The 13,904-nt window shown below is 73.4% G+C and carries 12 protein-coding genes and 1 tRNA gene; 9 read left to right on the forward strand and 4 right to left on the reverse strand.

The window, feature by feature from the left end; all coding sequences use genetic code 11:
• Positions 1–113 precede the first annotated feature (113 nt).
• The 7 genes from OG736_RS17275 (at position 114) to OG736_RS17305 (ending at position 6,375) form a co-directional block, all read left to right on the forward strand.
• Positions 114–1,067, forward strand: a complete 954-nt coding sequence (locus tag OG736_RS17275; RefSeq protein ID WP_020132293.1) for a phosphatase PAP2 family protein — start codon at positions 114–116, stop codon at positions 1,065–1,067.
• Complete coding sequence (locus tag OG736_RS17280) at positions 1,018–2,139, forward strand: hypothetical protein (RefSeq protein WP_327183247.1); 1,122 nt, start codon at positions 1,018–1,020, stop codon at positions 2,137–2,139. Before OG736_RS17275 ends, OG736_RS17280 begins: the two co-directional genes overlap by 50 nt.
• Positions 2,130–3,728, forward strand: coding sequence for a hypothetical protein (locus OG736_RS17285; RefSeq protein WP_327183248.1), 1,599 nt, complete (start codon positions 2,130–2,132; stop codon positions 3,726–3,728). Before OG736_RS17280 ends, OG736_RS17285 begins: the two co-directional genes overlap by 10 nt.
• Complete coding sequence (locus tag OG736_RS17290; protein ID WP_327183249.1) at positions 3,725–5,065, forward strand: AAA family ATPase; 1,341 nt, start codon at positions 3,725–3,727, stop codon at positions 5,063–5,065. The genes OG736_RS17285 and OG736_RS17290 overlap by 4 nt, the downstream gene beginning before the upstream one ends.
• Positions 5,066–5,229: 164 nt before the next feature.
• Positions 5,230–5,598 (forward strand): DUF8844 domain-containing protein, encoded by a 369-nt coding sequence (locus OG736_RS17295; RefSeq protein WP_020132289.1) that lies wholly within the window; start codon positions 5,230–5,232, stop codon positions 5,596–5,598.
• 125 nt (positions 5,599–5,723) lie between these two features.
• Entirely contained in the window at positions 5,724–6,311 is a 588-nt protein-coding gene (locus OG736_RS17300; protein WP_327183250.1) for a bifunctional DNA primase/polymerase, read from the forward strand.
• Positions 6,302–6,375, forward strand: a tRNA-Lys gene (locus OG736_RS17305). Before OG736_RS17300 ends, OG736_RS17305 begins: the two co-directional genes overlap by 10 nt.
• Before the next feature lie 186 nt (positions 6,376–6,561).
• Here the strand turns inward: OG736_RS17305 and OG736_RS17310 are convergent.
• Positions 6,562–7,830 (reverse strand): M6 family metalloprotease domain-containing protein, encoded by a 1,269-nt coding sequence (locus OG736_RS17310; RefSeq protein ID WP_327183251.1) that lies wholly within the window; start codon positions 7,828–7,830, stop codon positions 6,562–6,564.
• 337 nt (positions 7,831–8,167) lie between these two features.
• Between OG736_RS17310 and OG736_RS17315 the strand changes: the two genes are divergently transcribed.
• A complete protein-coding gene (locus OG736_RS17315) occupies positions 8,168–10,003 on the forward strand; it encodes a putative bifunctional diguanylate cyclase/phosphodiesterase (RefSeq protein WP_327183252.1) in 1,836 nt (611 codons plus the stop codon).
• Here the strand turns inward: OG736_RS17315 and OG736_RS17320 are convergent.
• From OG736_RS17320 to OG736_RS17330, 3 genes are all read right to left on the reverse strand, one after another.
• Complete coding sequence (locus OG736_RS17320; RefSeq protein WP_327183253.1) at positions 9,982–11,100, reverse strand: LLM class flavin-dependent oxidoreductase; 1,119 nt, start codon at positions 11,098–11,100, stop codon at positions 9,982–9,984. The genes OG736_RS17315 and OG736_RS17320 overlap by 22 nt on opposite strands.
• Before the next feature lie 106 nt (positions 11,101–11,206).
• Positions 11,207–11,938, reverse strand: a complete 732-nt coding sequence (locus OG736_RS17325; RefSeq protein ID WP_327183254.1) for a maleate cis-trans isomerase family protein — start codon at positions 11,936–11,938, stop codon at positions 11,207–11,209.
• Entirely contained in the window at positions 11,935–12,783 is an 849-nt protein-coding gene (locus OG736_RS17330) for a maleate cis-trans isomerase family protein (protein ID WP_327183255.1), read from the reverse strand. Before OG736_RS17330 ends, OG736_RS17325 begins: the two co-directional genes overlap by 4 nt.
• Before the next feature lie 137 nt (positions 12,784–12,920).
• Here OG736_RS17330 and OG736_RS17335 point away from each other — a divergent pair, with 137 nt between their 5' ends.
• Complete coding sequence (locus OG736_RS17335; RefSeq protein ID WP_327183256.1) at positions 12,921–13,883, forward strand: D-2-hydroxyacid dehydrogenase; 963 nt, start codon at positions 12,921–12,923, stop codon at positions 13,881–13,883.
• Positions 13,884–13,904 lie beyond the last annotated feature (21 nt).

Below are 13,904 nucleotides of genomic sequence, written 5' to 3' on the forward strand. Positions count from 1 at the left end.
TCTTTGAGAGCCGGGGGGCCCACGAGGGCCGCGCACACGCGCCGTAAAGTGGCCCGTCCCGAGCCACTGGCACACCAGCGACGAGACAGCGACACGAAGGGGGAGGCAATCGGATGCCGCAGACCGAGACACCAGGCACCGAGGCGGCCCCGCGGACACGGCTGCGCTGGTGGACCGAGCTGCCCCTGCTCCTGCTGGTGTACGCCTGCTACTCCGCGGGCCGGCTGCTCGCGCGCGGCGATGTGACCACCGCCGTCGACCACGGCCTGGCGATCCTGCGCGTCGAGAAGTTCCTGCACATCAACGCCGAGCATCCGCTGAACCGGCTGTTCAGGACCGAGGCGTGGATCGGCGTACCGGCCGACTTCTGGTACGCGTCACTGCACTACGTGGTGACGCCGGTGATCCTGGTCTGGCTGTTCCGGTCCCGGACCCAGCTCTACCGGGCGGCCCGCACCTGGCTGATGACGTCCACGTTCATGGGCCTCATCGGCTTCACGCTGATGCCCACCTGCCCGCCCCGGCTGCTGTCGGCCGGCCACGGCTTCGTGGACACCATGGCCCAGTACAGCTCGTACGGCTGGTGGGGCGGCGAGGCGAGCGCGCCGCGCGGCATGGGCGGCATGACCAACCAGTACGCGGCGATGCCGAGTCTGCACGTCGGCTGGGCCCTGTGGTGCGGCGTCATGCTGTGGCGGCACGGCGGCACGCGTACGGCGAAGACGGCCGGTGTCGTCTACCCGCTGGTGACGACGCTCGTGGTGATGGGCACCGCCAACCACTACTTCCTCGACGCGGTCGCGGGCGCGGCCGTGATGGGCGTCGGACTGCTGCTGACGCCGTTGGTGATGCGCGGCGCGGACCGTGCCCGGGTGTGGTTCGCGGCCCGTGTCCCGCTGGTCGCGGCAGCCTCTCCGACCGCATCGGCCTCGATTGTCAGTGGCGGATGCCAGACTTCGACGGGTGAGCGAATTCCACGGCAGCGCGAGTCACGGTTCGGCCCCGGAGCCGAGCCGGGTGCCACCCCCTCGGACGCGGGGGACGGCGCTCCGGCAGCGGCTCGCTGAGCTGCGCGGCCCCGACGTTGCGGCCAAGGCGCTGGACGCCCGTGCCCTCGCGGCGCTGGCGGCGAACCCGGGCTGCGAGCGGCGCGCGATCCTCGACGGCGCCGGGGTGGACAAGGCGACGCTGGCGGACGCGCTGGGCTCGCCCTCGGCCTTCGGGCAGTCCCAGTTCGCCCTGACCCGCGGCAACGCGTTCGAGGCGAAGGTGAAGGCGGACGGCGGCGCGGAACTGCTGCGGCTGGTGCACGAGCGGCTGGACCCCGGCGCCGCGCCACCCGTCGGCGCGGCCCTGCCCGACCTGTCCGCGATCGGACCCGAGGGCCGCACCGCGCGCACCGCGCTGGCGCTGCGCGAGGCCACGGAGGCGGCCGGCACCTGGACGCTCCTGGACCATCCGATGATCGCGCTCGACGTCGCGGGCTCCCCCGCCTTCCTGGAGCCGGACGCGGTGGTGGTGCACCCGGACGGCAGCTGGACGGTCGTGGAGATCAAGTCCTTCCCGATGCTGGACGGCTCGGCGGACCCGGCGAAGGTCGGTGCGGCGGCCCGGCAGGCCGCCGTGTACGTGCTCGCCCTCGAGGCGGTCGCCGCCCGTCTCGACCCGGTCCCGCGCGTGCGCCACCGGGTGCTCCTGGTCTGCCCCAAGGACTTCTCCAACCTGCCCACCGCCTCCGCCGTGGACGTGCGCAAGCAGCGCGCGGTCACCAGCCGCCAACTGGCCCGCCTCACCCGCATCGAGGACATCGCCGACGCCCTCCCCGAGGGCACCTGCTTCTCCCCCGAGCTGCCCGCCGACCAGCTCACGGCGGCCGTCGAGGCGGTCCCGGCGGCGTACGCGCCCGAGTGCCTGGCCGCCTGCGAGCTCGCGTTCCACTGCCGTGAGCGGTCCCGCGCGGCCGGCGCGGTCACCTCCCTGGGCCGTTCCGTGCGGGCCGAACTGGGTGGGCTGACGACCGTCGAGGACGTCCTGGCGGCGGCGCGCGGCGAGAGCGGCGACCCGCGGGATCCCGCGGTGGCCGCCCTGCGCCGGGCCGCACTGCTGCGCACCGAGGCCCTGGGGGCGATGTGTCACTGATCACCACCCTCGCCCGCCTCGAGGCCGTCACCACCGGCCGCGCCCAGCCCACGGCCACCGTCCGGCACCGGCACCTGTCCGAGCGGCCGCTGGTCTTCGTGCCGCTGACCACCGCCGGTGAGGCCGGCGCCCCGCTGGGCGCGCTGGTCGGCACCGACCGGGACGCGCCGCGGCTGCTCGTCGTGCCGCAGCCGCGCGACCGCGAGCTGAGGTTCGCGTTCCTCGCCGAACTGGCCGACGTCGTCCTGCCGTACCTCGACTCCTACGCCGACGTCGTCGAGGCCGCCGAGCGCAGCGAGACCGACCCGGAGACCGGCAAACGCGTCAAGGTCGAGGTCGAGCTGTGCGCCGACGCGCCCCAGCTGATCGTCCCGAGCCGCGCGGGCGTCGACTTCGTGCGCCTCCTGGGCCGCTCCATGCGCTTCCGGCGGACGGCGGAACAGGACCCGGAGACGCCGTATCCCGCGCCTGCGCGCGTGCCGCTGCTCGGCCGGTGGCTGACCCACTTCGGGGAGCGGTCCCGGGTGCCCGGCTCCTCGCTGCTGACGGCGATGACGGAGGTCCTGGGCCGGCACTGGGCGACCGGGCAGTCCAGCCTGGAGGACCAGCACCTGGGGGCACAGCTCGCCTGGATCGCCCCGCCGCCGGGTGAGACGGGCGCGGAGGCGGCGCTGCGCGCGGAACTGGCGCGGGACGCCGCCGGACAGCTGCGGTGCCCGCCGGCCGGACCGGCGACCGATCCGGCGTTCGACAACAAGCTGCTCGCTCCGGCCATCGAGCGCTACGACCGCGCGCGTACCGCCCTGGCCGCCGCCGAGGACGGTCTCCAGGCCGACGACCGGCTGGGCGCCCTCACCGCGGCCGAGCAGGAGATCCGCGAGCTGGTCACAAGCCGGACGCTGCCCACCTGGAACAAGGTGTGGGAGGGCCTGGACCTGCTGCGGGCGCTGCCGGAGGGCGCGCACGTCGAGGAGCGGTGGACGCGCGACCGCTGGTCGTTCACCGGCCACCGCGACCGGGTCGTCGCCGGTGAGCCCCCGCAGCCGCGCCGCGACGACGCGGTCACCGCCGCCAACAAGCTCGCCACCCGCGAGCGCGAACAGGCCCGGCTGGAGGCGCAGGAGGCGCTCGACGACCCGCTGGTGATGGCGGGACGGCGGCTGGCCGGGGAGGCGTTCGCGGGCGAGGTCGTCGACGTGGTCATGGCGTACAGCGAGAGCAAGCGGCCGAGCCCGCGGCCGCTGGTCACCGTACGGACGGACGACCGGCCGCATCTCGGGGAGCGGGCGAAGGTGTTCCGCTCGCTGGGCGGCAAGCCGCAGGCGGCCGAGTTCGTGGGACGGGAAGGCGAGGAGGAGGACGGCCTGCTGGTGCTCCGGATCGTCGACAAGATGGGCCGCGGCAAGGAGCCCGAGGCGGGGTCCGTGCCCGAGAAGGGCGACCGGCTCTGCTTCACGCTCTTCGAACACGAGCAGCGCGGCGGCGCGAAGCTGCCCGATCCGGAGGACACGCCGTGGACGCACGGCGGTCCGCCGGGCGAGCAGGCGCCCGAGGTCCCCGATTCCGTCACCCAGGAGGATGTGCTGTGACCACCGAGGCCGCCTTCGACCCCGGTACCGCCGCCACCCGCGCCACCGACGCGATCCTGCGCGACACGCTGCACGGCACCGCGCGCGGGGTGGTCGTAGACTCCCCGCCCGGCGCCGGCAAGTCCACGCTCGTCGTCCGTGCGGCGCTGGAACTGGCCGACGCGGGGCGGCCGTTGATGGTGGTCGCGCAGACCAACGCGCAGGTCGACGACCTGGTCGTGCGGCTCGCGGTGAAGAACCCCGAGCTGCCGGTGGGCCGGCTGCACAGCAGCGACGCCGACCCGTACGACAAGGTGCTCGACGAGCTGGCGAACGTACGGAAGTCGGCGAAGGCGGCGGAGCTGGCGGGACTGCCGGTGGTGATCTCCACCGCCGCCAAGTGGGCGCATGTGAAGGTCGACGAGCCGTGGCGGCACGCCATCGTGGACGAGGCGTACCAGATGCGGTCGGACGGGCTGCTGGCCGTGGCCGGGCTGTTCGAACGGGCGCTGTTCGTGGGCGACCCGGGGCAGCTGGACCCGTTCTCGATCGTGGGCGGCGAGCAGTGGGCGGGTCTGTCCTACGATCCGTCGGCCTCGGCGGTGAGCACCCTGCTCGCCCACAACCCCGAGCTGCCGCAGCACCGGCTGCCGGTGTCCTGGCGGCTTCCGGCGTCGGCGGCGCCCCTGGTCTCCGACGCGTTCTACCCGTACACGCCGTTCCGCAGCGGCACCGGGCACGGCGACCGGCGGCTGTCCTTCGCGGTGCCGCCGGACGGCTCCGGCACCGACCGGGTGATCGACGAGGCGGGGGAGTCGGGCTGGGGCCTGCTGGAGCTGCCCGCCCGGCACACCCCCCGGACCGACCCGGAGGCGGTGCGGGCCGTCGCGACGGTCGTCCGGCGGCTGCTGGACCGGGGCGGCGCGGCCACCTCGGAGCTCTCCCCCGACCCGACCCCGCTGACCGCCGACCGGATCGCGGTGGGCACCGCCCATCGCGACCAGGCGGCGGCGGTGCGGGCGGCGCTGGCGGAGCTGGGCGTCCCGGACGTGACCGTGGACACGGCGAACCGGCTCCAGGGCATGGAGTTCGACGTCACGGTGATCCTCCACCCGCTCTCCGGCCGCCCCGACGCCACCGCCTTCCACCTGGAGACGGGCCGCCTGTGCGTCCTGGCCTCCCGCCACCGGCACGCGTGCGTGGTGGTGTGCCGGGCAGGCGTGGGCGACCTCCTGGACGCCTACCCGTCGACGGAACCGGTCCAGCTGGGAACCCTCGTGAAGTTCCCGGACGGCTGGGAGGCGAACCACGCGGTACTGGCGCACCTCGCGGAACACCGCGTGGCCTGGAGACCTTGACCTCGCCACCCACCCGCCTGCCGGCGGGAACATCGGGGCGGGCGGGAGCCTTGAGACTGCGGGGCCGAGGGCCTCTTGCGCGACCGGGGGACAATGGAGGGTGGTCCACTCCACCGGTGCTGTCCACCCGTGGAGCCATCCGAACCGTACGAGGAGGAGAAGACATGGCGGAGCCCACGCCGCGTCGGAACGAACCGCGGCTACGCCCCGCGCCCCTGCTCTTCGAGCCCGCCGAGGCGGCCGGTGATCCGGAGCACTTCTTCGACCTGGAGTCGATAGACGATCCGGCCGCGTTGCTCGCGCGGGCGACGGAGCTGACGCTCGCGTTCCGGGCGGCCGCCGACCGGGCGGTGGAGTTCCAGGCGATGGCGGCGGCACAGCTCGCCGATCCGCGCCGCTTCGACCGGCTGACGCCGGCGGACATCGGCGAACGGGCCGAGTGGACCGAGGACTACGCGAAGAAGATGGTCGAGTTCGGCCGGGATCTGCTGCGGGGCGACACCGAGGGGCGGGGACACGCCGACCCCGTCTGAGCGCCGCGTCCGCCCTGCCCGCCTGGCATATGCCGGGCGGGCAAGATACTCCTCCTCGTCCCCTCCCGTCCCGGTTTCCGGCAACCCTGTGAATTCGTCCGCTCACCCCCGGTAGACCTGGGGGTATGAGCAGCGCATGCGACGAACCCATCGGCGTCACCCCGGACGGCGCCGCCTGGCTGGCCTCCGCCGGGACATATCCGCGCAGCACGCTCGCCTTCTGGGAGGAGCGGCCGCAGGCCCCGGTGGTGCTGCCCTGCGGCTCGGCGTTCGACATCGTCAGCGCGCCGGCGATGTTCGGGCGGCTGATGCTCGACCGGCTGTGGGGCGAGGGGCCGGGTTCCGGGCCGGTGGCCGCGTTCCGCGGGCGGACGCTGCTGTTCGCGGCGCCGGGCACGGCCCAGCGGCTGCCCTCGCTGCTGGAGTGGGAGGAGTGGGGCGCCGAAGGCCGCCGGGACGGCCGTGCGGCGACGGTGCCTCCGCTGCTGTGTCACGGCACGGGCGACGCGGTGACCGTGCCCGCGCTCACCCCCGCCGGGGACGGCGCGTCGACGCGCTGGATGGTCGCCCCGGACACCCGTCATCCCTGGCTGCCGGGCCCGGAGATCCTGCTGTGGGCGGCCGTCCGGGCCGCCCGTTCGGCCGTGCGGATTTCGATTTCTCCTCCCCAGGACCAGGATGCTAAGGTCTACGACGTCAGCAGGCGCCGCTAGCTCAGTTGGTTAGAGCAGCTGACTCTTAATCAGCGGGTCCGGGGTTCGAGTCCCTGGCGGCGCACGACGTCGACGGCGGGGCTTGTTCGCAGAAAGTGCGAACCAGCCCCGCCGTCGTCATTCCTGCGCGGCTGCGCCGCGCATTGCGGGGGCTACGCCACCCACACCCCCTCCGGCAAAGGCCCCTCGCGAGAGCGAGGGGCCTTTCGCGTGTCCGAAGCGGGTCACCTCCGGGACGCCGCGGGAGGGGTCACAGCTTCGTCCCCGGCGTGATCTTCACCGTCCACTCCCCCGACACCGTGCGCCCCTCCACGTCCACCCGTACGCCGTTGCCCGGCACCGTGAAGCTCTCGCCGAAGGCGACCGGGGCGTCCGCGAGGGGCGGGTAGACGGAGTTCTCCCAGCAGGCCTCGGTGCGCGGGTGGGCGTCGACCACCTCGACCGGGCCCCGGCCGGACCGGGCGCCGCTGCTGACGCGGTAGACGAGGATGCCGGTGCGGCAGGCCGCCCGGTCGTTGCCCGCCGGGCCGCGCGCCTCGAAGGCGAGCGCGCTGTCGGGTCCGGTGCGCACCACCGCCAGCTTGGGCCCGTTGCCGAGCCCGAAGGACGGCGCCCCGGAGGCGCCGGCGACCTGCACGCCCGGCCCGGCGCCGAGCGGTTCCAGGGTCAGCCGGGTCGGACCCGGCCCCCGTACGCACACCACCTGGCGCTCGTCCAGCCAGCCCAGTTTCCACTTGTGCCAGGCGAAGAGGTCGGGGGCGAGGCCGAACTGGCTGCCCATCAGGTCCCAGTCGCCGACGTAGGTGTCCCAGTCGCCCTTGCCGTCGACGGGGCGGTGGTAGAGGTCGGGCAGGTCGAAGACGTGGCCGGTCTCGTGGGCGAGGACGAGACGGTCCGGGGGGTGCTGCTCGAAGACGGTGACGACCCGGCGGATGTCCGTGCCGTCGGCGTTCAGCGGGGTGTCCAGGTTGACGACCTTCGTGGCGTCCGAGTCGACGCCCGGCGCGTCCGGGTCGGCCACGAAGTAGACGACGTCGTAGCGGGAGAAGTCCACGTGGGGGTCGGCGGCGGCCAGCGCGTCGTGCAGGTAGGCGGCCCGGCTGTCGGTGTCCCAGTCGCGCTGTATGGCGTACGCGGTGGACGGCTTCGGCATGCTGATCCAGCGCTTCAGGGGATGCGCGCGCAGGGCGAACTTCCCGTAGGACGCCTGCCGGAAGAAGCGGCTGGTGGCCGGGAAGTGGTCGGCGGCCAGTTCGTCGGGGGAGGTCGTCGGGAACCGGTCCGGGAAGGACAGGAAGACCATCACCGCGTCGAGGGAACGGGCCGGCCGGGGGTAGGCGCTGTTCCAGGTGTCCACGCCCTCCGAGTGGTGGGCCGCGGTGCGGGTCAGGGCACACGGGGCGGGGGAGAACGGCTCGGCGACCGAGGGACCGCCGACGAGCGAGTTCGCGACCAGCGCCGAGAGGGTGGTGAACACGGCCGCAGTACTGCGCACTCGGGGGCGCGGAAGCAGTCGCACACGTCGCGGCACTCGCGGCACAGAGACCTCCGGAAGGCGGTTCACGGGACACCGCCACCCAGCCTGTGTGAAATTGTCGTATTACGCCCTGTTTGTCTGCCCCAGACGAGTGAGGAGGCGGAAAGCGGGCATCACCTCGACACCCCCGGAATTCTCACGGAACGTCACAAGCGGTCGTCCCCCCACAGAACCGGGCCAGGTGCGGGCAGAAACGATCTGTCAGAAAGGCCGGTTGTTCGGGGACACTGGGCAGTGGCTGCGCGGGTCCGGGGGCAGCCTCTATGATCGGCAGACTTTCCTGCACGGACAGCGATCGAGTGCACTGCGGGAGCGAGCGGTGAGCGGAACGTCCGAAGGGCCGACGCCCGCGGCAGACCTCGACCGGTCAGCCGTCACAGAGAGTGACATCGACAGTACGGAAAGCGGGCTCCTGGTCAACCGACCACCGGCCTATCGTTCCGTCTTCGCGGCGGCACCCCTCGCCATGGCCGTGGTCGACGGCGAGGGTCGCATCGTCGACGCCAACGACGCGCTCGGCGCGCTGCTCGGCGGCGGGAGCACCGGCCTGGTCGGGCGGGTCGCCTCCGACCTGCTGGACCTGACCTCCGACGCGCGCACCTGGCACGCCTACCGCGAGGTGCTGCGCGGCCGCCAGGCGAGACTGCGCTGCACCCGGCGCCTGAAGCAGCCCGACGGCCGCTCACTGTGGGCGCAGGTCACCGTGTCCCCCCTCGACGCGGACATGCCCGGGATACTGCTGTCGGTCGCGGACGTGAGCGCGCACCGTGACCTCCAGGCGAGACTGCGGCATCTCCAGATGCACGACCCGGTCACCCGGCTGCCCAACCGGACCCTGTTCTTCGAGCGGGTGTCCGCCGCGCTGGAGGCGGAGGCGTACGAGCAGAGCGGGACCGGCCGGATCGGCCTGTGCTACCTGGACCTGGACGGCTTCAAGGCGGTCAACGACACCCTCGGTCACCGGGTCGGCGACCTGCTGCTGGCCGCCGTCGCCGAACGGCTGACGGAGAGCGCCGAGCAGGCCGGGCAGACTCGGCCGAGCGTGCCGCTGGTGGCCCGGCTGGGCGGCGACGAGTTCGCCCTGCTGGTCGAGGACTCCACCGGCACCGAGCAGCTGGCCGACCTCGCCGAGTCCGTGCTCAAGGCACTCCAGGCCCCCTTCGACCTGGCCGGGCACCGGCTGAACGTCTCCGCGTCGATCGGGGTGGTGGAGCGGCACGCGGCCGGCACCACGGCGACCGGTCTGATGCAGGCCGCCGACACGACCCTGTACTGGGCGAAGGTGGACGGCAAGGACCGCTGGACGCTGTTCGACCCCGAGCGCAACGCCCATCTGATGACCCGGCAGGCGCTGGCCTCCACGCTGCGTCCGGCCATCGAGCGCGGCGAGTTCCGTCTCGACTACCAGCCGCTGGTCGGCATGTCGGACGGCCGGCTGCGCGGGGTGGAGGCGCTGGTCCGCTGGGATCACCCCCGGTTCGGGCTGCTGTCGCCGAATCGGTTCGTCGCGCTGGCCGAGGAGGACGGTTCGATCGTGCCGCTCGGCCGATGGGTTCTGGCCACCGCCTGCCGCCAGGCACGGCAGTGGCAGCTGGACAATCCGGACGATCCGCCGCTGTTCGTCAGCGTCAATGTGGCGGTGCGTCAGGTGTGGGACTCCGACCTGGTGGCGGATGTGGCGGAGATCCTCGCCGAGACCGGGCTGGCGCCGCACCTGCTCCAGCTGGAACTCACCGAGTCGGCCGTGATGGGCTCGGCGGGGCGGCCGCTCCAGGCGCTCCAGGCCCTCAGCGACATGGGCGTCGGCATCGCCATCGACGACTTCGGCACCGGCTACTCCAACCTCGCCTACCTGAGCCGGCTGCCGGTGTCGGTGCTGAAGCTCGACGGGTCCTTCGTACGCGGCTTCCAGTACGAGGGCGCGGGCTCCCCGCCGAACCCGGCCGACCAGGTCGTCGTCGAGGCGATGATCGACCTCGCCCACCGGCTGGGGCTGACCGTCACCGCCGAGTGCGTGGAGACCTCCGCGCAGGCGACCCGGCTGCGCAGCATCGGCTGCGACACCGGACAGGGGTGGCTGTACTCCCGCCCGGTGTCGCCGGATCGTATCTCCGAGCTGCTGGGGACCGAGACCTACGCCGTCGGCAACCCGTAGGCGTCCGCGACGAGTTCGTAGGAGCGCAGGCGCAGCTCACCGCGGTGGGCGTGGCTGGTGAGCATCAACTCGTCGGCACCCGTGCGCTTGTGGAGGTCGTCGAGGCCGGAGCGGACCTCGTCGGCCGTGCCGTGGATGATGTTCGCGCCCCAGGAGTCGACGAACTCCCTTTCCAGCGGGCTGAATTCGTGCGCCTCCGCCTCCTCGGGGGAGGGGAACAGGCCGGGGCGGCCGCCGCGCAGCCGGATCATGTTGAGGCCGGTTGCCAGGACCTGGCGGCGGGCCTCCCGCTCGTCGTCGACGGCGAGCACGGAGACGCCGATCAGCGCGTAGGGCTCGGCGAGCACCTCGGACGGCCGGAAGGACTCCCGGTACAGGTCGAGGGCCGGGACGGTGTTCTGCGCCGAGAAGTGGTGCGCGAAGGCGAAGGGCAGACCGAGCACACCGGCCAGCCGGGCGCTGAAGCCGGAGGAGCCGAGCAGCCAGACGGGCGGCCGGTGCGGCGACTGCACCCCGCCGGGGGACGTGCCCTGGACTGGGCCGGGGATCGCGTGGATACGGCGGTAGCGGTGACCGTCGGGAAAGTCGTCGTCCAGGAAGCGGGTGAGCTCGGCGAGCTGCTCGGGGAAGTCGTCGGCGCCCTCGTGCAGGGTGGCGGTGCGGCGCAGGGCGGCGGCGGTGGCGCCGTCGGTGCCCGGGGCACGGCCGAGGCCGAGGTCGATGCGGCGGGGGGCCAGCGCCTCCAGGGTGCCGAACTGCTCGGCGATGACGAGAGGCGCGTGGTTGGGCAGCATCACGCCGCCCGAGCCGAGCCGGATGCGGTCGGTGTGGGCGGCGAGGTGGGCAAGAATCACCGCGGGCGAGGAGGAGGCGACTCCCGGCATCGAGTGGTGCTCTGCGACCCAGTAGCGGTGGAAGCCGCGCGACTCGGTGAACCGCGCGAGGTCGACGCTGGTGCGCAGGGCGTCGGTGGCGGTGCGACCGGAGCCGACGGTGACCAGGTCCAGCACGGAGAGGGGCACCGGCGCGCCGCCCCGGGCCACCCCTCGGATCTCGTCCGCCTCCGTCACATCGCTCACCGTCTCGTCCGCCGCCACGGGGGTCCTCCTGTTGTCGACCGTGCACTGTCCTCGGGCGGTTAACAGGAGGGTGTCCCCGTTTATTCCCGGTCGGCCTGCCGGTCCGACCCGGGCGACCGGCCGGTCACACCTGCACGATCGGCTCCCGGGTGAACAGCACGCCCAGGCCCGGGGCGTTCACCCGGCGGTCGGTGAGGCGCAGGGCCTCCCAGACCGTGACCTGGTTGGCGGTGAGGACCGGCTTGCCGAACTCCTTCTCCAGGGCGGGGAGGAACGCGGCCGTGTGCAGGGCGGTGTCGGGCAGCAGGATCGCCCCGGCGTCGGGCGCGTCGGCCGCCCGCGCGAGGGCGAACACCTCCGCCTCGCCCCAGGTCCCGACCTCGGCCGCCGTGACGATCCCGGCGCTGTGGACGCCGGTCACCTCCACGCCGCCCGCCCGCAGGAAGCCGGCGAACAGTGCCGCCACGTCGTCCGGGTACGTCGCCCCGACGGCGACCCGACCGGCGCCGACCTCCCGGGCCGCGTGCACGAAGGCGAAGGAGGTGGAGGAGGCCGGCATCCCGGCGGTCGTGGCCAGGGCGCGCACCTGCTCCTGGGCGCCCTCCCAGCCGTGCACGAAGCCGCCGCTGGTGCAGGCCCACACGACCGCCTCGGCGCCGGCCAGCCGCAGCTGCTCGACGCCCTTGGCCAGCCGGTGCGGCGCGCCCATCTCGCGCAGCGCGTCGACCCTGTGCGCGTCCTCGCCGATGTCCGTGTGGACCAGGTCCAACCGGATGTCACTGCCCAGGAGCTGCTCGATACGGGGGTAGTCGTCCTCGGCCGAGTGGCCCGGATAGAGGAAACCGAGTGCGGTCATGTCCAGCCTTCCTGCTGCTCTTCGTCCGGCAGGACCGGGGGTTCCTGCGGCACGGGAAGTTCCCGCGGTACCCGGGTGTCCGGCAGCCCGGGGGGCCACACGCGTGCCGAAGTGTCCAGCAGCGCTTGATACGGTCCCACCGCTCGGGTACCCAGTCGGCGCAGCGCCGCCCACATGGTCACCTGGTTGGCCGAGATCACCGGTATCCGCAGTTCGGCCTCCAGTTGGGGGATGACGTCGTAGGTCGGCAGGTTGGTGCAGGAGATGAACAGCACGTCGGCGGTAGCGGGCGCGGGCACCGCCCGGTGGGCCATCTCCACCACCTCCCGGTACGGAACCTTCCAGATGTGCCGGGTCAGGCCCATGAACGCGCGTCCGGTGACCGTGCCGCCCGCCTCGGCCACGTACTCCTCCAGCGACCGCGTCACCGACTCCGTGTACGGCGTCACCAGGGCCACCCGGCGGGCGCCCAGCTCCGTCAGGGCCTCGATCAGCGCGCCCGAGGTGGTCACGGACGGTGTCGCACCGGCCCTTGTCATCGCCTCGCACATGGCCCGCTCCCCCGCGAGCCCGCCGACGAAGCTGCCCGAGGCGCAGGCGTAGGCCACGGTCTCGGGGGCGACCGCGATCAGGGTGCGGACGGCGTCCCTGAGGGTCTCGTGCTCGCTCACCCGGCGGGCGAGGTCCAGGCTGACCTCGACGGGGACGTACGGCGTGCGCGTCAGGTGGAGCGAGACGTCGTCCGGCGTCCAGCGCCACAGCTCGCGATCCAGCGCGAAGTCGAAGGGGGCGACGACACCGAGGCCGCGCTGCGCGCGGGGGCCGCCGAGAAAGGTGACGTCCATTGCGGGCACCGCCCTCACCGGGAGACAGGATGCGCAACGAGCCGTACGAACGGCCGTGTTGACGACGGTAGGTTCGGGTGCGAACGTGGTCAATCCGCGCACGTCAGACACTTGGTCACGGACGGAGGGGGCATCGGATGGCCGTCGTCCCCGCAGCTCTGCCCACGGTTCTCGTGCTGGACGCCGATCCCCTGCCCCGGCTCGGGCGCCTCACCGGGCGGGCCCGGGTGCTGCACACCGACGAGGCCTCCCTCGCCGCGCGACTGCCCACGGCGGACGTCCTGCTGGTCTGGGACTTCACCTCGCACGCGGTGCGCGCCGCCTGGCCCGGCGAGGGACCGCGGCCGGGCTGGGTGCACACGGCGAGCGCCGGCGTGGACCACCTGCTGTGCCCCGAACTGGCCGCCTCGGACACGGTGGTGACCAACGCCCGCGGGATCTTCGACGAGCCGATCGCCGAGTACGTCGCCGCGCTGGTCCTGGCGATGGCGAAGGATCTGCCGCGGAGCTGGGAGCTTCAGCAGCGGGGCGAGTGGCGGCACCGGGAGGGCGGGCGGGTCGCCGGGACCCGGGCCGTCGTCGTCGGGTCGGGGCCGATCGGACGGGCGATCGCCCGCACCCTGAAGGCGCTCGGCATGACCACGGCCGTCGTCGGCCGCGTCCCGCGCACCGGCATCCACGGGCCCCAGGACCTGGACCGGCTCCTCGCCCGCGCCGACTGGGTGATCGCGGCCGCCCCGCTCACCGAGCAGACGCACGGCATGTTCGACACCCGGCGGTTCGGCGTGATGCAGCCCTCCGCCCGCTTCGTGAACGTCGGCCGCGGACCGCTGGTCGTCGAGGACGCGCTGGTGCGGGCACTGGAGCGGCGGTGGATCGCGGGCGCCGCCCTGGACGTCCTCACCGCCGAACCCCTCCCCGCCGACAGCCCGTTGTGGCACGTCCCGGGGCTGCTGATCTCGCCCCACATGAGTGGCGACACGGTCGGCTGGCGGGACGAACTCGGCGCGCAGTTCGTGGAGTTGTTCGAGCGGTGGGCGGCGGGCCGACCGCTGAGGAACGTGGTCGACAAGCAGCGCGGATACGTGCCCGGACACTGACGTCACCGGCCTCGGGAGGGT

The sequence above is a fragment of the Streptomyces sp. NBC_01334 genome, from assembly GCF_035983595.1.
Classification (GTDB): domain Bacteria; phylum Actinomycetota; class Actinomycetes; order Streptomycetales; family Streptomycetaceae; genus Streptomyces; species Streptomyces coriariae.

Bases quoted from the DNA above. Each gene is read 5' to 3' on its own strand.
- OG736_RS17275 (WP_020132293.1), top strand. From the start codon at position 114: ATGCCGCAGACCGAGACACCAGGCACCGAGGCGGCCCCGCGGACACGG.
- OG736_RS17300 (WP_327183250.1), top strand. From the start codon at position 5,724: ATGAGCAGCGCATGCGACGAACCCATCGGCGTCACCCCGGACGGCGCC.
- OG736_RS17330 (WP_327183255.1), bottom strand. From the start codon at position 12,783: ATGGACGTCACCTTTCTCGGCGGCCCCCGCGCGCAGCGCGGCCTCGGT.
- OG736_RS17325 (WP_327183254.1), bottom strand. From the start codon at position 11,938: ATGACCGCACTCGGTTTCCTCTATCCGGGCCACTCGGCCGAGGACGAC.
- OG736_RS17335 (WP_327183256.1), top strand. From the start codon at position 12,921: ATGGCCGTCGTCCCCGCAGCTCTGCCCACGGTTCTCGTGCTGGACGCC.
- OG736_RS17295 (WP_020132289.1), top strand. From the start codon at position 5,230: ATGGCGGAGCCCACGCCGCGTCGGAACGAACCGCGGCTACGCCCCGCG.